Below are 25082 nucleotides of genomic sequence, written 5' to 3' on the forward strand. Positions count from 1 at the left end.
GGTTCAAATTTAGGAATAATTTATCAATCACCAAAAAAAACTTGAATAAATGTAAAAAATAAAAACTTGACAATCAAGTATATACATCTATATGCTATACACACTTTACACTACTTATTGATTTAAAAAATCACCATACAAATACCATATGAACAACAATCAAATGCCCGCCGGAGAGATCCTGGGTGCCTCCTTACCTCACATTTCGGGGAATTTTGGAAATATTTTTCATACTGACAATTATGATCATTACCGTTCCGCTGTAGAAGAAACTTTAGACCTTGTAGGAACTTTTCTTCACAGAAATGACAAACCCTTCAGCGGAATAGAAGCCAAAGAAATGAAAGGCATGTTACAGCAGATAGACCTTAATCAAAAACTATCTTCATACCAGGAGCTACTTGAAGAGGTAGATACTATATATGTAAAGCACGCGACTGCTTTTCACCTTCCACAATACGTGGCACACCTTAACTGTCCTATCGTTATTCCTGCATTGGCAGGAGAAATCCTTGTCAGCGCCATTAATTCTTCTCAGGACACCTACGACCAGAGTGCCGGAGGAACCTTCATGGAAAGAAAGCTGATCGACTGGACCGCAGAGCAGTTAGGATACAATACAGAAACAAGCGATGGCGTTTTCACAGCAGGCGGATCACAGAGCAACCTGATGGGCCTTGTGATGATGCGTGACTGCTTTTCTCAAAAAAGATACAACCATAATATCAAGCTGGATGGCCTTCCACAGGAAGCAAGCCGATTCAGAATTTTTGTTTCTGATAAATCTCACTTCAGCAATTTAAAGAATGCCTCCATCATGGGATTGGGCGAAAAAAGTATCGTGAAAGTTCCTACAGACGAAAGATTCTGCATGGACATCGGTTTACTGAAGAAATACATTAAGAGAGAAGAGCAGATGGGCAATATTCCTATCGGAATTGTAGCTACGGCCGGAACCACAGACTTCGGAAATGTAGATCCGCTGGAAGATATCGCCAATGTTGCCGGGCAATATAATATCTGGATGCATGTAGACGCGGCCTACGGATGTGCTTTATTATTAAGCGAAAAGTACCGTTATCTTCTGAACGGTATCGAAAGAGCGGATTCTGTGACGATAGATTATCATAAATCTTTCTTCCAGCCGATCAGCAGCAGTGCTTTCATCGTTAAAAACAAAAGGGAATTAAGAATCCTGAAACACCATGCAGACTATCTGAATCCTGCGGAAATGGATGAAGAGGAAATTCCTGCACAGATCAACAAATCCATTATCCAGAGTACCCGTAGATTCGATGCGCTGAAACTATGGTTTACTTTAAGAATGATGGGCAAAGAACAGCTCTCAGAATACACAGACACCGTGATAGACCTTACCAAAGATGTAGCGTCTATGATCACTGAAAATCCTCACTTCGAACTGCTTTCCGATACGGACCTGAGCGTTCTGGTTTTCCGTTATATCAGACCTGATATTGAAGACCTGAATGCTTTGAACCAGCATATCAAAATGAAGCTTTTCTACAGCGGGGAAATTCTGGTGGCTAGTACCAAAGTAGATGGAAATTTCTACCTGAAGTTTACCTTCCTGAACCCGATCACCACGACAGAAGACGTTCACCAAATTTTAAATACAATACAATCGCATGGAGAAGACTTTGGTACAGCAAACTAAGCTTACGGAAAAAGCACAGGAAATCACGGTCAGAATCCTGCTCAACGGAATGCTTCGTGAGCTTGGAAACGGAAAGTTCTATCAGGGCATTCCGAAATATGATGCTCTTACGGCTCAGGCGCTGGAAAACAGTACCTATCCGCTTCATATAAGATTTGAATTAAAGAAAAGTGATATCTTTTTATTCGCTCCGGTTTCTTACCGTTCTGAAAGTGCTTTCCACAATTATGGAATGTCTTTATGGGTGATTGATCATAACAATCAGAAGGTTTTTGAACCGGATGTTGATCAGCTTACCGAATTGGTATACCGCGAACTTTCTGAGCAGTTCAGTGAAAAAGGCCTTGAATTATTTACCAAAAGAATTCACAGCAGCCTGAGAAATCTGGAAATGATCATGGAAGAAGGTTTACAGGATCAGGATGCTTTGACGTATTCTTTCCTGGAATCTGAACAACAGCTTCCTGTAGGACACAATCTTCATCCGTTTACAAAAGCGAGAATGGGATTCTCCCGGGCAGAACAGCTTCTTTACGGCCCGGAATTCAATAAAGGCATTCAGCTGGAGTATTTTCTGGTGCACAAAAGCTGTGTTCAGGAGCAGTCGGTTTTAGAACAGCCTTACAATGAGTTTTTAAAGAGTATCGTTTCATTACCGGAAGATCTTGAAGCAAAATACCTTAAAGAAGGCGAGAAGCTTTCTGATTTCTATGCGGTTCCGTGCCATCCGTGGGAAGCTACTTATCTTTTGTCTATAGAAGAAGGAGCGGAAATGGTGAAAGACCGTACGTTAATTCACATCGGAGCTTTTGGAGAAGAATTTTATTCAACCTCTTCCATCAGAAGTATGTACAGTCCTCAAATTCCGTGGATGCCTAAGTTTTCTTTAAATGTTCTTTTAACAGGATCGATACGGATCAATACGGAGAAAGATCTCAAAAGAGGTTATGCATCCGCTTTATGGAGAAAACATGCAGGATCAGCATTTGAAAAGGATTTCAACCAGTTTAAACTGCTCTTGGAACCTGTAACATTAGGCGTTTATCATCAGGATAAAAATATTGAAAGCCTTAATCTGCTAATCCGCGAAAATCCTTTCCAGCCTGAAGATAAAATCCTTCTTTTAGCAAGACTATGTCAGGACGAACCTGCAGACGGACAGAATTTTATTCAAAAGTTCTTTACAGATGTTTCTGAAAAACTGGGAACCAGTCCGGAAGAGTCGGTGACCACTTGGTTTTCAAAATATATTCACTTACTGATTGCTCCTTTAAACCATTTATACAGCCAATATGGCATGGCTCCAGAGGCGCATCAACAGAATCTTCTGATCCAGTTGGATGATCAGTTGCTGCCTACTACTCTTTATGTAAGAGATGCACAGGGATATTTATTGAGAGAAAGTGCAAGAGAACAATATGCGGAACTTTCCAAAACGTATCCTGAGATTGAAGATCTTTTCATCAGGGATGAGCGTCTTTTAGATATTATCTCTTACCATGTTCTGGTGAGCAATCTTTCAGCATTGGTGGCGTCATTAGGAAAGAAAGGATGGGTGAAAGAAAGAACACTGATCAATATGCTGCACAGCGAATTTGAGCAGGTTCATCAGGAAATGCCTTCAGATTTTACCCGTTACGCACTTAAAAACCGTCATTGGGGAACTAAGACCAATTTTAAGGCGGTTGCCAATGAAATTGACGGAATTACAAGTGCTGCAGCTATTTCTTACGCTAAAGTTCCAAATCTTCTTCACTACCATTACTTCTCAGATCAGCTGATTCATCCAAAAGGAAAAGAAGCTTTTTTCAAGCGTTATTTCCAGAAAGATGATGTCACGGTTACGATGAGACCTGTTAATCTTGATGAAGATCTTGAAATGCTTCATGAGTGGTTTAACCGTGAACACGCGATCAAAATCTGGCAGATGAACTGGCCGATTGACGAACTGGAAACCTATTACCGCTTAATGCTGCCGGGTGATGAAGCACACAGCTACATTGTCATGAGTAATGACGAACCTACATGCAATATTGAGGTTTACTGGCCATGCAGAGATATTGTCGGCGATTATTATGATGTACTGCCTACCGATTACGGAACCCACCAATTTATCGCACCCACGGATCCGAAGAAGAAATACGTTTCTCCTTCCACACAGTCGATGGTAGATTATGTATTCGCCCAGCCTGAGGTTGGAAAAATGGTAGGGGAAGGCTCGGTAGATTCTCTGGCTTCTATGATGAATAAAGCCCATGTAGGCTTCAAAGTAGATAAAGTTATAGAAATGCCTCATAAAAAAGCCAACCTTAATTTCTGCTACAGGAAATGGTACTGGGAAAAATTCCCGCAAAACAAAGACGTAGAATTCACCGTAAAAACCACTGAACATGAATAACGACACGATATATAACGTGATCGGAATAGGTATTGGTCCTTTTAATTTAGGACTTGCCGCTTTATCCAATCCGATTTCTGAATTAAAAACACTTTTCCTTGACCAGAGAGACGGTTTCGACTGGCATCCGGGATTAATGATCGACCACGTAACCCTACAGACGCCTTTCCTGTGCGACTGCGTGTCCATGGCAGATCCTACGAATCCTTTAAGCCTTCTGAACTATCTGAAAGAAACGAACAGGCTGTACAAATTCTTTATCAGGGAAGATTTTTTCATTCCGCGTAAAGAATACAACCGTTACTGTCAATGGGTAGTGAGTCAGCTTCCACAGTGTCGTTTTTCAACACAGGTGGTTGATATCGTGTATGAAGACGGACTATATTTAATCACAACAATTCATACCAAAACCAAGGAGACGGAAGTGTTCAGAACAGAAAGACTGATCCTGGGAACAGGGACACAGCCTCATATTCCTTCGTTTATTCCGAAAGAAGATCCTCGTATTCTTCATACAAGTTCTTATCTGTACCGTAAGGAAGAACTTTTAGCCCAGGGTAAAAAAATTGCCGTGATCGGTTCAGGACAGAGTGCTGCTGAGGTTTTTTATGATTTATTGCAAAGCCGTAATGAAAATACCCAATTGGGCTGGTATTCACGTCCGGACCGTTTCTTCCCGATGGAATATTCAAAGCTGACGCTGGAGTTGACTTCTCCTGATTATGTAGATTATTTCTACAGCAGGGACGAAGCGGCAAGAAAATCAATATTAAGCAAGCAACAGGCCCAGTTCAAAGGAATCAATTACGACCTCATCAACCAGATCTATGATTTCATCTACGACTTGAATATTGATAATGCTGATCCAAACCTTACCATCATTCCAAACAGCCAGTTGGATAGAGTTGACAACAGCAATCCTGATCATTTAACTCTTGAGTTCACACAATTGGAACAAGAGGTTCCTTACGAACAGGAAGCTGATTATCTGGTGGTAGGAACAGGATACCGTTATCATGAACCTGCTTTCCTGAAAAATATTCAGTCCAGAATTAAAAGAGATTCTACAGGATTATTTGCGGTCAACAGGAATTATTCCATAGACCATAACGGCGGTGAAATTTATGTGCTTCACGCAGAAGTACACACCCACAGCTACATTTCTACCGATCTTGGAATGGCGGCCTACCGTAATTCCTATATCATCAATGACATTTTGGGAAGAGAACATTATAAAATCGAAAAGAAAATTGCTTTCCAGGATTTTGATGTAGAGAAACACGCTGCTGTATCAACTGTCAAAATATAACAGAACAATGAACACCAACTTAAAAAATAATACAATCAGCCAGGAAATCTGGCTACAGGCCAACAGAGACCTTATGGCCAAGACGATGGCAGAATTAATGCATGAAGAACGGCTGAAACCTGTTTCTGTTACTGAGGATGAAGCCGGATTTACGGTCTTCAAACTGGAAACGGGGATCGAAACTATAGAATACGTTTTCCGCGGACAGGAAAGAATGATGGACTACTGGCATATTGATACGGAAAGTATCGTGAAAATAGAGAATGGAGTACCCACCTCAGCGCTGAATATTCCCCAGTTCTTCCTTGAAATGCAGACCGTATTCGATTTGGATGCCAATACGCTGGCTAGATATACCGAAGAATTGTTGCATACGTTATACTGTGATGCATTAATTTTATCGAGAGGCGTTATGTCTTCAAAAGAACTGGCATCCAGTAATTACCAAACGGTAGAACATCAGATGACAGGCCATCCTTGGGTAATCGTTAACAAAAGCAGATTAGGATTTTCTCCTACCGATCTTGAAACGTTTGCTCCGGAAGCAGGAGAGAATTTAAAAGTGTTGTGGCTGGCTGCTCATAAGGACAGATCAGCGTTCCAGTCGCTGGAGCATATAAATCAGGAAGGATTTTACCGTTCTGAAATTGGACACGAATTGTATCAGTCATTTCAACAAAGGTTGATCGATTCCGGAAAGTCTCCTGAGGATTATAATTTAATTCCTGTACATCCGTGGCAGTGGGAACATAAGCTGAAAATTCACTTTGCAGGCGATATTGCATCCGGTATTTTAATTCTTTTAGGAGAAGGAAATGATATCTACAGTCCGCAACAGAGCATCAGAACTTTGTTTAATACAGATCATCCTGAAAAAAGATATCTGAAAACCGCTGTTTCTATTTTAAGTACAGGAAATATCAGAGGACTGTCGCCTAAGCAGATGAAAATTGCCCCTTCCATTACAGACTGGGTGAAAGGACTGATCAAAGGTGATGCTTATCTTGAAACAAAAGGAACCATATTCTTAGGAGAAGAAGCTTCTATTGCTTATCTGCACCCTCAATACAGTGCGATTGCCGGTGTTCCTTATCAGTACAACGAATTTCTTGGAGCTTTATGGCGCGAAAGTGCTTCCAACTATTTACAGGAAGACGAAGAAATGTTTACCATGGCTTCCCTGCTTTTTGTAGATCAGAATGGAATTCCATTGGTACAGGCTTTTGCAGAACAGGCAGGCATCAGTATTCAGCAGTGGATCACAGATTATCTGGATGCTTATCTTACGCCGTTGCTTCACATTTATTACACCCATTCTCTTTGTGTAACCCCTCACGGAGAAAACATCATGGTGGTATTGAAAAACGGAGTGCCACAGAGAATTGTCATCAAAGATTTTGTGGATGATATTGTCCTGACTACAGAAGCAAGGGAGAAACTTCCTGATCATCTGGCAGACGGACTGATCCAGTCTTCCAACAAGGAAAATGTTCCGTTGTCTATTCTTTTGGGTGTTTTTGATGCGTTCTTCAGATATTTATCCAATGTTCTGCATACGCATTCCAACTTTGAGGAAGAAAACTTCTGGACGCTTGTTCACGACTGTATAGAGAACTACAAGAACCATAATCCTCATCTGAATGAGCGTTATGAAAAATATGACCTGTATGTTCCTACATTCAAAAGGTTCTACATCAACAGTCTTCGTTTGAAAAACAACGGTTACAGTGAAAATAAAGCATTTGCTATTCCAAAGAAAGACGGTGCACTGCCGAATCCTTTGTATCAGATTGCGAATAAAAACTCGGTAGCGACGGTATGAGAAAGTTTCTGCATCTTGTAAAAGAAGGCTCTGTATTTGCGTACGGAGCTTTAGCGGGAAAAAAAGTAGAACTTACCTCAGGGAGTATCAACCGTTCTATCTTCAGCCTTGCCATTCCGATGGTGATGGAGCTCGTGATGGAATCTGTTTTTGTCAGTATCAATCTTTTAATCATTGCTAGATTAGGAGACAAGGTTCTTGGACTGGTGGGAATTGCAGATAACTATATCAATTTTGCCAATGCAATTGCCATTGGTTTGGGTATCGCTGCTGCAACACTTACGGCCAGGAGAGCCGGAGAAAAAGACCAGGAAGGTATGAGCCGGACTGCACACTACATCATATTGCTGGCTGCTGCTTTTGCATTACTGATTGGCGGTCTGTCATTCGTTTTTGCGGGCGAGATCATCAGTTTCCTTGGATTCAATACAGGGATTGTAGATAACGGACTTCCTTTTTCCAAACTGGTCTTTCTGAGTATCGGTCTGGTGATTTTGCGTCTGTCTATCAATGGTCTTTTCAGAGGAGCAGGAGATGCGGATCTGGCGATGAAGTCGCTTTGGCTTTGTCATATCTCCAGTATGGTCTTTGCCGTGATTCTTGTTTTCGGACTTGGTTTTATTCCCGCTTACGGATTAATGGGACTGGCTTATGCTACCATATTATCCCGGTTATTGGCAGTTTTATATCAGTTCTTTATTCTTCTTACACGCAAGACCAGTGTGAATATCCTGGTCAAGTTTCATCTTGATCTGCCTTTAATTAAGAAAATCCTGAAAATTACTTTTGGCGGACTGGTTCAGTATATTATTCCTGCTTCAAGCTGGCTGATCATGGTTAAAATCATCGCCACTTTCGGGACTACTGCTCTTGCAGGATACATTATTGCGCAGAGAATTGCTTCTGTTGCGACGATGCCTGCCTGGGGAATAGGAAATGCTGCAGGGGTTCTTACAGGACAGAATTTAGGAGCCGGAAATCCGGACCGCGCCGAGAAAACGGTATGGAGAGCAGGAGGAATCAATATGACCTATCTGATAGCCGTCGCTATATTCTGGCAGTTCGCTGCGGAATATGTGGTGATGTTCTTCACCAAGGAAGCTGAGGTAGCACGATATGCCGTACAATACATCCATGTGGTGTCTATGGCTTATCTCTTACTTGGCTTTACAATGGTGATAAGCCGTGCGCTTAATGCGGCCGGCAATATTATGCAGGTAACCCTGCTGTACATGATCATGTTCTATGTGATTCAGCTTCCTTTGGCTTACCTGCTTGGGGTAAGGCTTCAATGGGAACTGAAAGGAATATTTACGGCTATTGTTTCCTCGGAAATCGTACTGGCTGTACTATTCCTCATGATCTTCAAAAATGGTAAATGGAAAACTATAAAAATTTAAAATGCACACAACAGACGAATTTTATGAAATTATCGCATCAGCAATCGCTGTGAAAAAAGAAATAGTAGACGAAAACCTTACCTATCAGGAGATTCCTGAGTGGGACTCTATGTCGCATCTGCTTATTGTGGAAGCTTTGGAGCAGTTCTACCGTGTCAAGTTTGACTTTAACGACATCCTTGAAATGGGAACCGTTGGAAAGATCCGCGAAAAAATGAAAAAATACGATGTACTCGTAGAAAACTAAGTATATGAAAATTTTAGAAAATGTAATTGCCAACAAGAACTTGTTGTTTACAGATGCTTCCACCGGTGTTTCCACGCCGGTGGGAACACTGTACCGTTCTTTAGGCCTCAATCCTGTAGAAAAAGGATTGATCTTTTTGTACAATGACAATCAGGTACCCAGTATTGAAGTGCTCCTCAATTTCTATGGAACCGCACATGCCATTGCTGTTTTGGGACAGAAACTGCATCCGGAATTTAAAGAACGTCTGGAAGCAGAATACCGTCCCAAATATATCTTTGACCCTTCAAGAGAAGAGGTTCAGGGATATTCGTTAAAGGAGTTTTCGGAAACGGTGAAAATTTTTGCTAAAGAAGATTACCAGCCGGAAGTGACCATTCATCCTGACATCAAGATCCTTTTAAGTACTTCCGGAACCACCGGAGTTCCAAAACTGGTGAAGCTTTCGGATGAAAACCTTTATCAGAACGCCGTGAGCATCCTTCAATACATGCCTATCCTGGAATCTGATGTAGTTCCGCTCAACGTACCGATTAATTTCGTGTACGGTTTTTCTATTTTTACCACCAACTGTATGCGTGCGGGAAGAATAGTCTGTACGGACAAAGACATCATGCAGAAAGCATTCTGGGATGAAATGGAAGAGTACGGCTACAGTACGCTGGGAGGCGTTCCGTATCTGTATGAAAACCTGAACAGAATCGGTTTCTTCAGAAAAGACAGCACCAGCCTGAGATACATGACTCATACGGGAGGGGTGATCAATGCAGAATTGAGAAAAACCATCTTCAATTACTGCCTTGAGTTCGATAAACAGTTCTTTGCCCAGTACGGACAAACTGAAGCAGGCGGAAGAATGGCTTATCTTACCACAGACGGACTTCTTGAAGAGGAAACGTCTATTGGAACTCCTGTACACGGAGGAAGCTTCCAGATTGATGAAGAAACAGATGAACTCCTATTTTTACATTCAAGTATCAGCGGAGGTTATGCCAACAAGCTTGAAGATCTGTCTACCTACGAACAGCCTAAACTTCTTCATACAGGAGATACAGGAAGAAGAGGGCAGAACGGACTGTACTATATCACAGGAAGAATCAAACGCATCATGAAGCTTTTCGGGATTCGTCTCAACTTGGATGAGGTAGAGTTTATCCTTAAGAATGAACTGGAAGGGAATACAGTGGTCTGTCTGAACGGCAATGACAAAAAAATCATTGTTCTGTACGACAATATCGAAATTGATCCCCAAACCATTACGGAAACCATTAAAAATAAGCTGCGAATCAACCCGCAGTACGTACGCACCGAACACATAAAATCATTTCCATTATCACAAAACGGCAAAATAAACTATCCCCTGTTACAAAACTTACAGCATGAAAATATTTAAAACCCCTATATTACTTTTATTTCTTGTCGGTCTTCCATTATTTGTTTCTGCCCAGCAGAGTGAACGCGTTAACGGAAAGATTATGTTGTCTGAAAAGGTGCCCGTGAAGAATGCACTTTTAAGATTAGTCAATACGCCGTATCAGGCTAAGACCAACAGTTTAGGAGAATACTATTTTGATAATGTACCACCGGGAGAATATACGCTTCAGGTGGTTTTAAATGACATTGAATTGATGCGTGAGCAGATTCGTATTGAAAAAGATGTCTTTGAAATTCCGGTGATTTATCCTGAAACAGAAAACAATGTGATTGAAGGGATTACGGTATATGCCTTCAGCAGAAATAAGTTTCTGGACAGAGACAGTACTTCAATCTCTAAAATGCCTTTAAGAAACATTGAAAATCCACAAATGTATACAAGCATCAACCAGCAAATCCTGAAAGAGCAGCTGGTGTATGATATGTCAGATGCTTTAAAAAACGTTCCGGGTATTGTAAAAATGCAGGGAAGTGCGGGTAGAGCGGGAGACGGAAGTTTCTACTACAATTTAAGAGGTTTTCCTACCAGGGTTTCTATGGTAGACGGTGTTCCTGCGACCACCAACTCAGAAATTGATCCTGCGGATATTGAACGTATCGACGTCATCAAAGGACCTTCCGGAACGCTTTACGGTGGTGCGGTGAATTCTTTTGGAGGATTAATTAATGTGGTGACTAAAAAGCCTAAAGATTATTTCGGCGGAGAAGCTTCTTATCTTTTGGGAAGTTATAACCTGAACCGTGTGACGGCTGATGTTTACGGTCCGATTACAGAGTCAAGAAAGACTTTATTCCGTTTGAATGCTGCCTATCAGTATCAAAACGGATTTAGAGATTCTGAATTTAGAAAATCCATGTTTGTGGCGCCTACATTCAGCTATCAGGTGAATGACCGATTAAAGTTTAATTTGGGAGCTCAGATTTACACATATGAAGGAACCAATACGCCGATCATCTTTTTACCGAGAACCAGAGCATTCATCGCAACCACTCCGGATGAGCTTGGGTATGATTGGAAAAAATCATATTCGAATAATGATATGAGCTTAAAAGCACCTTCCATTAATGTAAAAGCTGAGATTAATTACAAAATTTCAGATCAGTGGACTTCACAGACTTTGATCTCAAGAAATTACAGGAAAACGGAAGGGTTGTATCAGTATCAGTTCATGAGAGGAGCTACAGATAACCTTCTGGAGCGTAATGTACAGTGGCAAAATGGAGAGGGAGCTTCTACCAGCGTTCAGCAGAACTTTAACGGGGAATTCAAAATAGGAAAAATTAAAAATAAGGTTCTTGTAGGATTGGATTATTTAAACCAGTCTATGAATAATAACCTTTCTCCAATTGTTGTATTTGATTACATTGATCCAAGAAATCCTACAGCGCCTATAGCTCCGCCGATAACAGGTACATATGGTAATATAACCAGAGATTTGGCATTACAGAAAATTCAGACTTCTACAGCACCTTTAGTACGAAATACAGCATCAAGTAATATTTATGGCGCTTATATTTCCGATGCGGTATATATTACAGACCGTTTGGTTACTTTGTTGAGTTTACGTTTTGACCATTATGAAAGCAAAGGACAGCTTGATTTGGTTAAGAATTCCAATACGGGGCCATTCAATCAGAATGCGTTGTCTCCAAAATTTGGTTTATCTTATCAGATCATTAAAGAGCGTTTGTCAGCATACGCTAACTACATGAATGGTTTCAGTAATTTAGCTCCGGTTGCGCAGCCACTTGCTGACTACAGTGGAGATTTCAAACCGCAGAGGTCTAATCAGTGGGAAGTAGGATTCAAAGGAAATCTTTGGAGAAACAGAGTGAATTTCACAGTAGGATATTACGATATTCTCGTCAACAATATGTTAAGAGCAGATATTGTGAATCGTGGCGGAACAAACTATAATGTGACCATCCAGGACGGAGAACAGAGAAGCAAAGGGATTGAAATTGAAACCATCTTAAACCCTATTCAAGGGCTTAACATTATGGCGGGATATTCTTATAACGACAGTAAGTTTGTAAAAGCTGCTGCTGCTGTAGATGGCCGTCGTCCATCGTCTTCAGGTCCGGCTAATGTATTCAATTCATGGATAAGCTATATATTGCCGATCCAGGGACTTTCAGGTCTTGGATTAGGTTTTGGGGTGAACCGTGTGGGTGAGCAGATTAGCGTAGACACTGTGACTACCGGTCAGTTTATATTCCCTTCTTATACTTTAGTGAATGCTTCCGTATCGCTTGAAAAAGAAAGATACAGACTAGGATTTAAAATGAATAATTTAGGAAATGCGCAGTATTTCGCTGGGCAGGGTGTTATAGTTGCCCAAATGCCTCGTAACTTTGTGGCGGAGGTTACTCTTAAGTTTTAATATGAATTCTATACTAAGAAAGACAGCATATCAATTACATCTATGGCTCGGACTCACGTCCGGGCTTATAGTTGTCATAATGGCGGTGACAGGATGTATTCTTGCTTTTGAAAAAGAACTGAAACATGCCATACACCCCGAAAAATATTTCGTCAAAACCATAAAAAAAGAAAAGCTGCAGTTTTCCGATCTTAAACTAAAAGCTGAGCAGGCACTTCCGGACAGTTTAAAGGTAAGCAGGGTAGAAATATCCTCAGATCCATCCAGAAGCTATGCTTTCCGGTCTTTGAAAATGGATAAAGAGGCTTTGACCTATTGGGGTTCTTATATTCATTATTACAGAGTGTATGTAGATCCTTACACCGGAAAAGTTCTTGAGGTGGAAAATGCCAAAAATGATTTTTTTGAAATTGTGATGGATCTTCACCGCAGGCTTTTATTGGGAGAGAAAATTGGTAAAACTATTACGGGATATTCTACACTGATACTAGCTATCATGCTTTTTTCAGGACTGGTGATCTGGTTTCCACGCAAAATGAATAAGAACGCTTTGAAAGGGATGTTTTTCATTAAGACATCTGCCAAATGGAAAAGGGTTAATTATGATATGCACAATGTCCTGGGATTTTATGCGGTCATTCCTTTATGCCTTATTTCATACGCTGCTTTGATATGGAATTTTGAGGATGTAGATCAATGGGTAAAAAAAACACTGAACGGAAAAACGAAAACCGAACAGAAGGCCAAGAGCATTATTCCTTCCGAAGAATCTTCAGACAAGAAAAATATTTTGAATATGGTCGGAAACAGGGTAGAACAGAGCCTCGCAGATAAGAAATCTGCGCTCATCAGCTTCCCTAAAACAGAAGAAGGAACTTATTATGCTGAGGTGACCTATGGAAATAAGCAATACCAGAATGAGCAGTTTAGTTTTGACCAATACTCAGGGAAACTCCTAAAACATCAATCCTACAAAGACAAAAACATCGGATACGGAACCGCGCTAAGAGAAAGAAATTATGACCTTCATACAGGAAGCATCTTTGGAATGACAGGCAGGATTTTATATCTATTTGCAGGAATGATCGCGGCTTCACTTCCCATCACCGGATTCATTATTTATCTTAACAGAAAAAAGAAGAAACCAAAGAAAAAGAAAGTGAAGGTATTAATCCCTACAAATTAAAAAAACAACAAAAATTTAGATAAGTGTAACCTAACCGTTGCACTTTTTTCATCTAAGATCTTCCAGAATTCACAAAATCATAAACCCAAAAAACGCAAACATCTGTGAAAATCCGTGTCATCTGTGGTTAATTTTACATTTTTATTTACAATAAAACAAAACTGTTTTTTCTCACTGAAATTTTAATCCTACGCTTTTTTAAACATTAAGATAAATGAAGAGAGTAAGGTTATTTAAGAAAAATCAAATGATTTTTTTAAGTTGTACGCCTTAAAGCAAAGCTCAAACTTAATATTCTTAAAAGCTTAATAATACTTAATGGTTTAAAATATTATCTCTCGCAGATTAAAAAGATCGGCAGATCTTTCTGTTATACTAAAGAAAATCAGAGATTTTCACAAAAACTTAAGTGTACTTTTTTGCAATAGAATTTTAAACTATAAATAACTTAAGTGTTAAAAGCTTTTGTCACTTTTGTGGTTGATAATCCTCAGCTAATTTTACAACAATTTTTTCACTTGCCCAGAAAGAATTTCAATACTCTTCTCCATTTCCTCAAAGTTGAGATTTCCAAAACCCAGCCTCATCGCCGTAAGATCTTTTCTCTGGTAAAGCAGTGTTTTAGGAATAAACAGATTGTTCTGCGCGCAGTTCCGGCTCAGCTGCATTAGATTGACAGGGACTTTCCATTCCAGCCAGAAAGCAAGACCTCCGGAAGGTTTTTGAAACTGTATATATTCGTCCAGGTTTTCCTTAAGAAGTTCTGCAAAATGGTCGCGTCTTTCCTGATACACCTTTAAAGATTTTTTCAGATAACGATGTATTTCTCCTTCCTCAATCATCTCACCCAAAGCTCTTTCCATTAAAATGTCACCCTGACGGTCTATAATTCCAAGATATTTCCTCATCTCAACCATCAGATTTTCCGGAGCAACAATAAATCCGGTCCTGAAACCCGGAGCCAACGATTTTCCAAAAGATCCGATATAAATCACCATTCCTTTCGTATCTGCACTTGCCAACGGAAGAATGGGGCTTTTGTCGTAATGAAATTCATAATCGTAATCATCTTCAAGGATAATAAAGCCGTATTCATGAGCAAGATCGAGCAGTTCAAGTCGTCGCTGAGCACTTAAAGCAACGGTAGTAGGATAGTGGTGGTGCGGCGTGAGATAAAGCATCCGGATTTTCTGCTTTTTACAGGCTTCCCGGACATGTTCAACGATAATTCCTTCCTCATCTATCGGCAGAGAGAGAATATTCACACCTGCTTTCTGGAAAATCATATTAACGGAAAAATAACTCAAAGCGCCTACCAATACGGTGTCTCCCGCAGAAAGAAGAATTTCGGAAACGATATAAATACTCATTTCTGTGCTTCGGGTGATAAGAAGATTGTTCTTTGAAATAGGCAGTCCACGGGAGAGATTAAGGTAATGCGACAGATGTTCCTTAAAAAATTCACTACCATCATGATTATAATGCCCCAACATTTTCTGGTTGGATTTTCTTCTAAGAATAGAACTGTAAAACCTCGAATGCTGCCCGATCTGAGTCAGTCTGATATCCGGAACCCCGTCGTTAAAAACATACTGGCAGTCTGAATGTTCAAATGGATTATCCAAAATATTGGAAGTTTTGAATGAAAAACCTGTCGTCTCAGGATAATTCTGAAGATTATCTTTTTCAAAATCTTTAACCTTTACGGGCTTTTCCTGATTTTCTCCAATGATGAACGTTCCTTTATTCGGAAGGCTTTCCACCCAGCCCTGTGCAGATAATTCGTCATAAACAGCCACAGCAGTATTCCTGTGGATTTCCAGAACTTCACTGAAAGCTCTGGTTCCCGGTAATTTGGTGCCATAGGGCAGAAACCCTCGCTGAATAGCATTGATCAATTGATTGGCGATCTGCATATAGATTGAAGTCTCTGAATTTCTGTCAATTTCTATAAAACTTTCGTAAGGAATTTTAACCGGACCATCCATAATCTTAAAACTGGCACCTTTTAATGGTCCGGCAATATACTAATTTTGGATCAGAATAAATGAAAAGTTACGAGATAGGAGGTCTACAAGCAATGATAAGAATATTAAATCTCGACACTCGCAACCCAAACCAAAATTGATAAACCTATGGAATTTCATCAACTGCTTGAAAAAATCGTCCAGGACGGCGGAACTCACGCCAAATGGCTGAACACCCTTTCGTTCATGGAAAATGCCGGTGCCAGAAAGATCTCCAAATGTGAGCATCCGGTTTCTGTCACGCTGATCCAGCTGAAACATGCTGCTGAAGAGCATCGTCACGCTTATTATCTAAAAAAACAGATTTTAAAGATAGATCCCGAGTTGTGTAAAACCTATGACGCAAACGAACTTCTGGCTCCGGTCGCTACCCGACAGTATCTTCATTCGCTGGATGTAAAAGCCTGTAGATACCTTCAGACTGTATTTAACCTGAATAAAGAAGAACTGAAATACGCAGCTTATCTTTTTGTGACGTATGCAATTGAAGTCCGTGCCGATGAACTGTACCCGGTATATCAGGATATTCTGACCAATAAATCTTCAAGAATTATGGTGAAATCTATTATTCTGGAAGAGGAAGGACATCTTGAGGAAATGATCAATCAGTTAAATGAATTTTCCGCTGACTGGCAGCAGCACGCAGAAACGATTTTGACCATAGAAAAAGAATTGCATGATCAGTGGATCGATGCCATCGCAGAGGAAGTTTCAGAGTTGAATTATGCTTAAAAAATTTCAGGAAGCACTTGACAAAAGAAAAGAAGCGAGCATACTAAGAACTTTAAAGCCAAAATCAGCTGGGATTGATTTTTATTCCAATGACTATCTTGGATTAGCCGGAAATGAAGAACTTCAGGCACAACTGCTTCAGAAGGTTAAGGGAAATCCGAAACTTCTTTCAGGAAGCTCCGGTTCAAGGTTGATCAGCGGAAACAGCAATATAACCGATGAAACAGAAGAGTATATTTCTGAACAGCATCAATATCCTGCAGCTCTGCTTTTTTCTTCCGGTTACAATGCGAATCTGGCTTTATTTTCCACACTGCCGGACCGTCATGACACGATTATTGTTGATGAGCAGATCCACCGTTCTGTTCATGATGCGTGCAGGATGTCTTATGCCCGGAAATTAAAATTCCGTCACAATGATGCGGAAGATCTGGAAAGTATCCTGAAAAAGCAAACCGGATCATGTTTTATTGCTGTAGAAAGCCTTTATTCTATGGATGGAGATCTGGCGCCTCTTCAGGAAATTGTTGCTCTGGCAAAAAAATATAATGCAACACTGATTGTAGATGAAGCCCATGCTTTCGGCGTTTTCGGATATGGTTTGATTGAGAAATATCAATTACAGAATGATGTCTTTGCCACCGTAATGACTTATGGAAAAGCTTTAGGCGCCCATGGAGCAGCTATTCTTTGTGATGAAACCGTAAAGTCTTATCTAGTGAATTTTGCGTCTCCGTTTATCTATACAACCGCAGCTCAGGATTTTTTATGGATGGCTATTAAAACCGGATATGAATTTTTAAAGCAAAAACCGGAACTATCAGAAAAGCTTCATCAGAATATTAAAATTTTCAGAAATCAAACTATAGAAACACCATCTTCGGAATTGAGTCCGATACAGGCTGTATTGGTTCCGGACAATCATCAATTAAGAAGTTTACAGAAAGCACTATTTGATCATAATTTCTTAACCTATGCCGTATATAGTCCAACAGTAAAAGTAGGAACTGAAAGACTCAGAATATGCCTCCACAGCTTCAATACCGAAAAAGAAATTATAGAACTCACAGGACTCATCAAAGCATTCCTTTAAACCAAACAAAAATTAATATTTAAACCTAAATCCCGAATCACGCATCTCGAAACCCGTAACCCGCATGACCCAACTATTCATCACCGGCATAGGCACCGAAGTAGGAAAAACAATTTGCTCTGCCGTTCTAACACAATATTTTAAAGCCGACTACTGGAAACCCGTACAATCCGGAGATCTGGACTACACGGACAGCCATAAAATAGAATCATGGACAGAAAATACAGTCTGTCATCCGGAAACTTACAGTTTTAAGCTGGCTGCATCACCGCATCAGTCGGCACGGGAAGAAAATGTACAGATCGATCTTGATCAGTTTCATCTGCCTGAAACACAGAACAGTCTTATTGTAGAAGGGGCCGGAGGATTGATGGTACCCCTTACAGATGATATTTTCATGATCGATCTGATAGAAAAACTGGATCTTCCGGTAGCATTGGTGGTGAGGAATTATTTAGGATGTATCAATCATACTTTGCTTTCCATCATGGCGTTAGAACAGAAAAAACTCAAACTGGAATATCTGATCCTCAACGGAGTTTTTCCTCCGGATACTGAAAGAGTGATCTGCAACTTTATTAAAAGAGAAACGAGAATCATCCGTATCCCTGAAATTGATCAACCCACAAAAGACAGCATTAAGGCTGCCGCAGAACAATTAACAAAAACAAAATTATGATAATGGACCAAAAAACAACCGTAAGAAACAACTGGACAAAAGAAGAGATAGAAGAAATTTACCACCAGCCTTTGCTGGAACTGATTTATAAAGCATCTACCGTTCACCGTGAATGGCACGATCCGTCAGAAGTACAGATTTCCACCTTATTATCCATCAAAACAGGAGGATGTCCTGAAGACTGTTCCTACTGTGGTCAGGCGGCACGTTACCATACCAATATTAAAGTACAGGCATTGCTTCCGACAGAAACAGTTATTGCCCACGCTCAGAAAGCAAAAGATAGCGGTTCATCCCGTTTCTGTATGGCTGCAGCATGGCGTGAAGTCCGAAACAACCGTGATTTTGACCGTGTCATTGATATGGTAAAAGGAGTGAATGAGCTTGGACTTGAAGTATGCTGTACTTTAGGAATGCTTACCGAAGAGCAGGCTATCCGTCTTCAGGAAGCAGGTTTATACGCTTACAACCACAATCTGGATACTTCTGAGCAGTATTATGAAGAAATCATTTCGACCAGAACTTTCGATAACAGGATTAATACGATCAATAACGTAAGAAATGCAGGAATAACGGTATGTTCCGGAGGGATTATAGGACTTGGAGAAACGCATAGAGACCGAATTTCAATGCTTTTAACCTTAGCGACTATGCCAAAACATCCGGAATCTGTTCCCATCAATGCTTTAGCCAGAGTGGCAGGAACACCGCTTGAAGACAACGAAAAAGTAGACACTTGGGAAATGGTCAGAATGATTGCTACAGCAAGGATTGTTATGCCTGCATCCATGGTGAGATTAAGCGCAGGACGTATCGAAATGAATGAAACAGAACAGGCGTGGTGCTTTATGGCCGGAGCCAATTCTATCTTTACAGGAGAAAGAGAAACCTTACTGGTAACACCAAATCCGGGCGTGTCCGAAGATATGCAGATGCTGGAAAAACTGGGTCTGAAACCGATGAAGATGAAGGAGAAGAGTAGTTGTTGTTAACTAGGTTCGGGACGCGGGGTTCAGGTTTATAAGGCGTTGTTTTCTAAGTTACGGGTTGACTTATAGAACTTCAATCTCCTCTCTTCTAATTTCTAACTTCTAATTTAAAAAAAATGAATAATACATCAATACAATCCTTACAATCAAGAGATAAAGCCGTCAACTGGCATCCTTACACGCAGATGAAAACGGCAGGAGATGCAGTGCCTATCGTAAAAGGAAAGGGTGTTTATTTATATGATGAGAATGGGAAAAAGTATATTGATGCGGTTTCATCCTGGTGGGTAACATTGCATGGTCACGCTCATCCTTATATTGCAGAACGGGTATTTCAACAGCTGAATACGCTGGAGCAGGTTATTTTTGCGGGTTTTACCCATGAGCCAGCTGTTCAGTTATCAGAGAATTTATTACAACTGCTTCCTGAAAATCAGAAAAAGGTTTTTTATTCGGATAATGGCTCAACGGCGGTGGAAGCAGCGCTGAAGATGTGTATTCAGTATGCCTATAACTCAGGAAAAGAAAAAACCAAGATTATTGCTTTTAAAAATGCTTATCACGGTGATACGTTCGGGGCGATGTCTGTAAGCGGAAGAAGTGTATGGACAAAACCTTTCGGAAGTATGCTGTTTGAGGTGGTTTTTATCGATATACCCAACGCAGAAAATCTGGAAAGTTTGAAAATTCAGATTAGAGATCTGGCAGAAGAAACAGCCTGTTTTATCTATGAGCCATTGGTACAGGGTGCTGCAGGAATGCTGATGTACGAAGCCAAACATCTGGATGAACTGATGAAGTTTTGTCGAGATGAAGAAATTCTGATGATTCAGGACGAAGTATTCACAGGTTTCGGAAGAACGGGAAAGCTTTTTGCAGCTAATCATTTGACGGAAATGCCGGATATTATGTGTTTTTCAAAAGGGCTGACCGGCGGAACGATGCCTATGGGAATTACCACATGTTCACAGGAAATTTTCAATGCTTTTTTATCTGAAGATAAGTATAAAACGCTGTTTCACGGTCATTCTTTTACGGCGAATCCTTTAGCATGTACCGCAGCACTGGCCAGCATGGAACTTTTATTACAGGAAGAAACATTATCGGCCATTGATTGTATCAACAGACAGCATTCAGATTTTTCTAAAATTCTTTCAAAGCATCCGGATGTTGAAAATGTACGTCAGACCGGAACTATTCTGGCTTTTGAGTATAAAACCGACCAAAATACTTCTTATTTTAATCAGATCGGAAAGGTTTTGTATGATGAATTTTTAGAACGCGGGATCATTATGCGTCCGCTGGGGAATGTGATGTATCTGGTTCCACCATACTGCATCACTTCAGAGGAATTGAATTTTATTTACCAGAATATACTGGAGGTACTGGATGCTTTTAAGAATCCAGATCATTGCCCCACTGATGCAGCTGATCGAGAATAGGGCCTAATTTCCGGGCTTTATCCGTCAGCTTATAATAGACTTCAGGAGGAAAATTGTAAACTTCAATCCGTTGAATCATATGATTTTCCTCCATTTGTTTCAGCTGCTCCGAAAGCACTTTCTTTGAAACTCTGGGCATTTTACGCCACAATTCTACAAAACGAACCTGCTCTTCCTCAAAAAGATTCTGAAGGATTAATGGTTTCCATTTTCCGGAAAGAATATCCAGGCTTCGTCTGAGCCCACAGTTTTTAAATTCTTCAAAATTCATAGATCCTTTTATATAAGTGGTGAACCTTTTGGTAACCGTCTATTATCCAGCCTTGATTTAACCCTAGTTTTGCAGGACAAAATTAAACAAAATGAAACTGGAATTATGGCGCAATGCCACATTATTGATCCAAATCGGAGGAAAAAATATTTTAATTGATCCTATGCTTGGAGCAAAAGATTCTCTTGGAAAATTTCCGATGACGGATAACGAACTGCTGAACCCATTGGTTGATCTCCCTTTCAGTGAAGAGGAACTGAAAGATAAACTGTCCAAAATTGATGCTATAGCGGTCACTCATCTTCATCCCGATCACTGGGATGGAAAAGCGATTAAACTTTTAAACAAAGATATTCCTGTGATTTGTCCTGAAGTGATTGCAGAGCAGATAGCGCAGTCAGGTTTTAAACATATAATTTCCATTAAAGACAGCATTATTTGGGAAAACATCAATATTTCCATAACACAGGGACAGCACGGAACCGGAGAAATAGGAGAGAAGATGGGAGAAGTCAATGGTTTTGTCTTTAAAACGGAAGAAAAAACACTTTACATCGTTGGCGACAGTATCTGGTATGAAGGAATTGCCGCAGAAATTGATAAACACAGGCCTCAGCATATTGTGGTTGCAGGTGGTGCAGCGACTTTTGTGATGGGAGATCCTATTATTATGACCAGCCGGGATATCATGAAAGTTTGTGAGTATATTCCGGAGGCGACCGTTTTGGTAACTCATCTTGAAGCGGTAAGTCATAGCAAAGAAGACCGGAAATTTATTCAGCGGGAAATGATTAAAAACGGACTTCAAGATAGGTGCTTTGTTTTACAGGATGGTGAAGAATATCCTTTAGATTAAATTCTGAAGACCTCAAAATTATTCGGCAATATTTAGTTTTCCTTGTTGGCTTAAGTTCCCAAAGCCACCAGCAGAAACAGGCTATGGCGCATTTTTTGGATGCTCCTTTTAAATTAATTTCTATGCTAACCTTATTTCTCTTGGAACTTAACTGGAAAGAATTGCTGATGGGACATGAAGAATGGTCCTTTCTACTGGAAATCATTCTCCGTACTTCCATTATGTTTCTTGCCATTATCATCGGATTGAGAGTTTTAGGCAAAAGGGGAGTCAAGCAGCTTTCTGTTTTTGAACTGGTCGTTATCATCGGTTTAGGCTCCGCAGCAGGTGACCCGATGTTTAACAAAGATGTCGGGATCGTTTCTTCGATCCTCGTTTTTATTGTCATTATTCTTTTATACAGGATCATTACTTTTTTTATCGGAAGAAGCAAAGAGTTTGAAAAAATGGTGGAAGGAGCTTCCATATGTCTGATCCGGGATGGCGAATTTGCCATTGATAATTTTAAAAAAGAAAACCTTGGCAGCGATGAGTTTTTTGCAGAACTGAGATTAAGAGGCGTTTCCCAATTGGGACAGATAGAAACTGCTATTGTAGAAAGTTCCGGACAAATCAGTGTTTTTTATTACGAGGACAAAGATGTGAAACACGGACTTCCGATCATGCCCGAATCCTTAAAATATTCATTAAAAAATATAAGCAAAGAAGGTCAGTATTCCTGTACATTCTGTGGGCATACCGAATTAAAACAACAAGGAAAAGCGGGAAACTGTCCTAAATGCAGGAAAGATGAATGGGTGGAGGCAAGCAGTAAAAGAAGAGTGACATAAGTTAAGACTTGAGCCTCTCAGCAAATCTTTACCGCTACTTTATTACTAAATTTGTAAGATTAAATAATACTGGACGAATCATGAAACATGTAAATAATTAATATTTTCCCGCTTTTAAGCTTCTCAAAAGGTTAATTGAGCCTAACAAAGATGTTTTTGTGGGGTTTTTATTTTAATTTCGTTTTGTATTAAAAAAATAAAAATGAAAAATAAAAACATATTGGAAAGGCTGAAAAAGGGGGAAGCTATTCATCCCAATGATCCTGAATATCATATGATAAATGAGATCGTAAACAGAACGATTGCACTGTCTCAGAAGCTAAATAGTGCGACAGACATCCACCAGGTCCGTGATTGTATGAGTGAAATTACGGAGGTTACCATTGACGAAAGCACCACGATATTCTCGCCGTTTTACACCAATTTCGGAAAATTCATTGCCCTTGGGAAAAATATTTTTATCAATCATGCCTGTTCCTTTCTGGATATGGGCGGAATTACAATAGAAGACAACGTTTTGATTGGTCCCAAAGTAAACCTGATTACAGAAAATCATCCGCTGGATCCCAAAAACAGAAGAGCACTCATCACCCAACCCATTCTCATCAAAAAAGGAGCATGGATTGGTGCCGGAGCGATCATCCTTCCCGGAGTTACTATTGGCGAGAATGCTGTAGTTGCAGCCGGGGCAGTCGTTTCAAAAGATGTTCCTGATGATACAATCGTAGGGGGAGTTCCGGCTAAAATAATTAAATCAATTGATCAATGATGAAAAATCAATAGGGGCTTTATCCCTATATCTTCTGTTTTCAGGGAAAGTAGCATCACAGAATGTAAAAAAGAATCATCATGATTCAAAAAAAAAAATAAAATGGAAAATATCCGGCCATTATTGTACGACATCCGATGAGTGCGGTAAAGGAGCAGACTGCTGATTTGTACACATCCAAAATGGCCGAAAAAGGTTTTGTGACCTTAGCGATTGATCTTTCCTTTTGGGGAGAACGTGCCGGAGAACCGGGAAATGCTGTGGCCCTTGATGGAGACTTTTATATTTTTAATCTTCAACACATTGATTTCGTGCCGCCTTCATTCCAAAATAGAACATCACAAGGACGGCAAAACTTAAAAAGTAGAAAGAACTTTTCCATGAAACATCCCAGTCATGAAGTTTTCCGAATACCGGAGGTCCAAATGCTGCAATCAGATAGCCTACAGATTGTGCCATTCCCGATATTTTCACCGCATTGGCGCTGTTTTTTGTCTTTGTTGAAAAGAACAGAATCGATAAACTGAAAGACAGACCATTGGAGATCCCGATCATCATAGCATTAGCATAAATCCATTGAGACTGCAGCCATGCGAACATCATTGTGCTTACGAACATTAGCGTACAGATAAAAACAATCAGAATCCGCTGGTTTTTCATTTTTCCGGCAATGATAGGAGCGCAAAAAGTAACAGGAATCATAGTAATCTGAATGACAAACAGAACCCACCCCGTACTTTCCCCCTTCATATGGTAATCCGTCAGGAATGAAGGAAGCCAGGCCATGATGCAATAATAAAACAATGACTGCAAGCCCATAAAAACGCTGATATTCCATGCCTGAGCAGATTTAAACATATTAAAATCAGAACGGCTTACTGCTGCTTTTGCCTGATCCGGATTTTTTTTATTGAAAATTAATTCAAGAATTAAAACGAATAATCCAAGGGCCGCAATCACAAGCCAGATGCCCAGTGAACCACGCCATCCGAACCCTGTCCATTCACCTATTTTTACGCTGAAACCTGACGCAAGTGCCGCGGTAAGATTCATGGAAACAGCGAAAATTCCCGTCATCAGACCCATCTGTTTTGGAAAATTATTCTTGATATAGCCCGGAGTCACCACATTTCCTATACAAATACCCAATCCTATGAATACAGACCCTGCAAAAAGCATCCAGAGAGATCCTGCAATTCTTAAAAACAGACCAAAACTCAAAATTATAAGAGAATACATCAGAAATCTGCTGATACTGAATTGATGCGAAAATCTGCTGACCAAAACCGAACAGGTCGCAAACATAAAGAGAGGAATAGAAGTAAGCAAACTGACCTGAAAACTGTCAAGTTTCAGAGCATTCCGTATATCAGGCAGTACAGGAGATACAGAAATAATAGGAGATCTGAGATTGCTGGAAATCAGGATCACAACCAGTACATTAATCAGCATCAGAACGTAAGAAGCATTTTTTCTTGTTTCATTCTTCATCATACAATAAATATTTTGTGCAAAATTAAGTCAGTTGTTTTGTTTAAT

The 25082-nt window shown here is 40.1% G+C and carries 20 protein-coding genes; 17 read left to right on the top strand and 3 right to left on the bottom strand.

Annotated features, from left to right (window positions below):
• Window positions 1-148: 148 nt before the first annotated feature.
• From BW964_RS00770 to BW964_RS00810, 9 genes are read left to right on the top strand one after another with little or no spacing between them, the layout of a single operon-like run.
• The gene (locus BW964_RS00770) at window positions 149-1675 is read left to right on the top strand and encodes a pyridoxal phosphate-dependent decarboxylase family protein (protein WP_076503944.1); all 1527 of its coding nucleotides are present in this window, start codon (window positions 149-151) and stop codon (window positions 1673-1675) included.
• Window positions 1647-4073: a GNAT family N-acetyltransferase gene (locus BW964_RS00775; protein ID WP_076503946.1), complete on the top strand. Its 2427-nt coding sequence runs from the start codon at window positions 1647-1649 to the stop codon at window positions 4071-4073. Before BW964_RS00770 ends, BW964_RS00775 begins: the two co-directional genes overlap by 29 nt.
• Complete coding sequence (locus BW964_RS00780) at window positions 4066-5382, top strand: lysine N(6)-hydroxylase/L-ornithine N(5)-oxygenase family protein (RefSeq protein ID WP_084175490.1); 1317 nt, start codon at window positions 4066-4068, stop codon at window positions 5380-5382. The genes BW964_RS00775 and BW964_RS00780 overlap by 8 nt, the downstream gene beginning before the upstream one ends.
• 7 nt (window positions 5383-5389) lie before the next feature.
• On the top strand, window positions 5390-7204 hold the full coding sequence (locus BW964_RS00785) for an IucA/IucC family protein (protein ID WP_076503949.1): 1815 nt from the start codon (window positions 5390-5392) through the stop codon (window positions 7202-7204).
• Window positions 7201-8604, top strand: a complete 1404-nt coding sequence (locus BW964_RS00790) for an MATE family efflux transporter (RefSeq protein ID WP_076503950.1) — start codon at window positions 7201-7203, stop codon at window positions 8602-8604. Before BW964_RS00785 ends, BW964_RS00790 begins: the two co-directional genes overlap by 4 nt.
• A 1-nt stretch (window position 8605) precedes the next feature.
• Entirely contained in the window at window positions 8606-8851 is a 246-nt protein-coding gene (locus BW964_RS00795) for an acyl carrier protein (protein ID WP_034730354.1), read from the top strand.
• A 4-nt stretch (window positions 8852-8855) separates the two neighbouring features.
• Window positions 8856-10244 (top strand): AMP-binding protein, encoded by a 1389-nt coding sequence (locus BW964_RS00800; RefSeq protein WP_076503952.1) that lies wholly within the window; start codon window positions 8856-8858, stop codon window positions 10242-10244.
• Entirely contained in the window at window positions 10231-12669 is a 2439-nt protein-coding gene (locus BW964_RS00805) for a TonB-dependent receptor (protein ID WP_084175491.1), read from the top strand. Before BW964_RS00800 ends, BW964_RS00805 begins: the two co-directional genes overlap by 14 nt.
• A gap of 1 nt (window position 12670) precedes the next feature.
• Window positions 12671-13855 carry a PepSY-associated TM helix domain-containing protein gene (locus BW964_RS00810; protein ID WP_076503953.1) on the top strand — a complete coding sequence of 395 codons (1185 nt, stop codon included), beginning with the start codon at window positions 12671-12673 and terminating at the stop codon, window positions 13853-13855.
• A 500-nt stretch (window positions 13856-14355) separates the two neighbouring features.
• On the opposite strand, the gene BW964_RS00815 is transcribed toward BW964_RS00810, so the two are convergent.
• The gene (locus tag BW964_RS00815; RefSeq protein ID WP_076503955.1) at window positions 14356-15843 is read right to left on the bottom strand and encodes an aminotransferase-like domain-containing protein; all 1488 of its coding nucleotides are present in this window, start codon (window positions 15841-15843) and stop codon (window positions 14356-14358) included.
• A 147-nt stretch (window positions 15844-15990) separates the two neighbouring features.
• Between BW964_RS00815 and BW964_RS00820 the strand changes: the two genes are divergently transcribed.
• The 5 genes from BW964_RS00820 (at window position 15991) to bioA (ending at window position 20817) form a co-directional block, all read left to right on the top strand.
• Complete coding sequence (locus BW964_RS00820; RefSeq protein ID WP_076503956.1) at window positions 15991-16614, top strand: hypothetical protein; 624 nt, start codon at window positions 15991-15993, stop codon at window positions 16612-16614.
• Window positions 16607-17707, top strand: coding sequence for an aminotransferase class I/II-fold pyridoxal phosphate-dependent enzyme (locus BW964_RS00825; protein WP_076503958.1), 1101 nt, complete (start codon window positions 16607-16609; stop codon window positions 17705-17707). Before BW964_RS00820 ends, BW964_RS00825 begins: the two co-directional genes overlap by 8 nt.
• 64 nt (window positions 17708-17771) lie before the next feature.
• Window positions 17772-18386 carry a dethiobiotin synthase gene (bioD, locus tag BW964_RS00830; protein WP_076503959.1) on the top strand — a complete coding sequence of 205 codons (615 nt, stop codon included), beginning with the start codon at window positions 17772-17774 and terminating at the stop codon, window positions 18384-18386.
• Window positions 18387-18388: 2 nt separating this feature from the next.
• Window positions 18389-19378 (top strand): biotin synthase BioB, encoded by a 990-nt coding sequence (bioB, locus tag BW964_RS00835; RefSeq protein WP_076503961.1) that lies wholly within the window; start codon window positions 18389-18391, stop codon window positions 19376-19378.
• Window positions 19379-19491: 113 nt separating this feature from the next.
• Window positions 19492-20817: an adenosylmethionine--8-amino-7-oxononanoate transaminase gene (gene bioA / locus BW964_RS00840; protein ID WP_076503963.1), complete on the top strand. Its 1326-nt coding sequence runs from the start codon at window positions 19492-19494 to the stop codon at window positions 20815-20817.
• Here bioA and BW964_RS00845 read toward each other — a convergent pair.
• Window positions 20771-21088: a winged helix-turn-helix transcriptional regulator gene (locus BW964_RS00845; protein WP_034725588.1), complete on the bottom strand. Its 318-nt coding sequence runs from the start codon at window positions 21086-21088 to the stop codon at window positions 20771-20773. The genes bioA and BW964_RS00845 overlap by 47 nt on opposite strands.
• A gap of 91 nt (window positions 21089-21179) precedes the next feature.
• Here BW964_RS00845 and BW964_RS00850 point away from each other — a divergent pair, with 91 nt between their 5' ends.
• The 3 genes from BW964_RS00850 (at window position 21180) to BW964_RS00860 (ending at window position 23543) form a co-directional block, all read left to right on the top strand.
• Window positions 21180-21944: an MBL fold metallo-hydrolase gene (locus BW964_RS00850; RefSeq protein ID WP_076503964.1), complete on the top strand. Its 765-nt coding sequence runs from the start codon at window positions 21180-21182 to the stop codon at window positions 21942-21944.
• A gap of 122 nt (window positions 21945-22066) precedes the next feature.
• A complete protein-coding gene (locus tag BW964_RS00855; protein ID WP_084175492.1) occupies window positions 22067-22774 on the top strand; it encodes a DUF421 domain-containing protein in 708 nt (235 codons plus the stop codon).
• Between the two features lie 196 nt (window positions 22775-22970).
• Window positions 22971-23543, top strand: coding sequence for a DapH/DapD/GlmU-related protein (locus tag BW964_RS00860; protein ID WP_394333896.1), 573 nt, complete (start codon window positions 22971-22973; stop codon window positions 23541-23543).
• A 288-nt stretch (window positions 23544-23831) separates the two neighbouring features.
• Here BW964_RS00860 and BW964_RS00865 read toward each other — a convergent pair whose 3' ends face one another.
• The gene (locus tag BW964_RS00865) at window positions 23832-25037 is read right to left on the bottom strand and encodes a CynX/NimT family MFS transporter (RefSeq protein WP_228432060.1); all 1206 of its coding nucleotides are present in this window, start codon (window positions 25035-25037) and stop codon (window positions 23832-23834) included.
• Between the last annotated feature and the right edge of the window lie 45 nt (window positions 25038-25082).

It is taken from the genome of Chryseobacterium shigense (assembly GCF_900156575.1).
Lineage (GTDB): Bacteria > Bacteroidota > Bacteroidia > Flavobacteriales > Weeksellaceae > Chryseobacterium > Chryseobacterium shigense.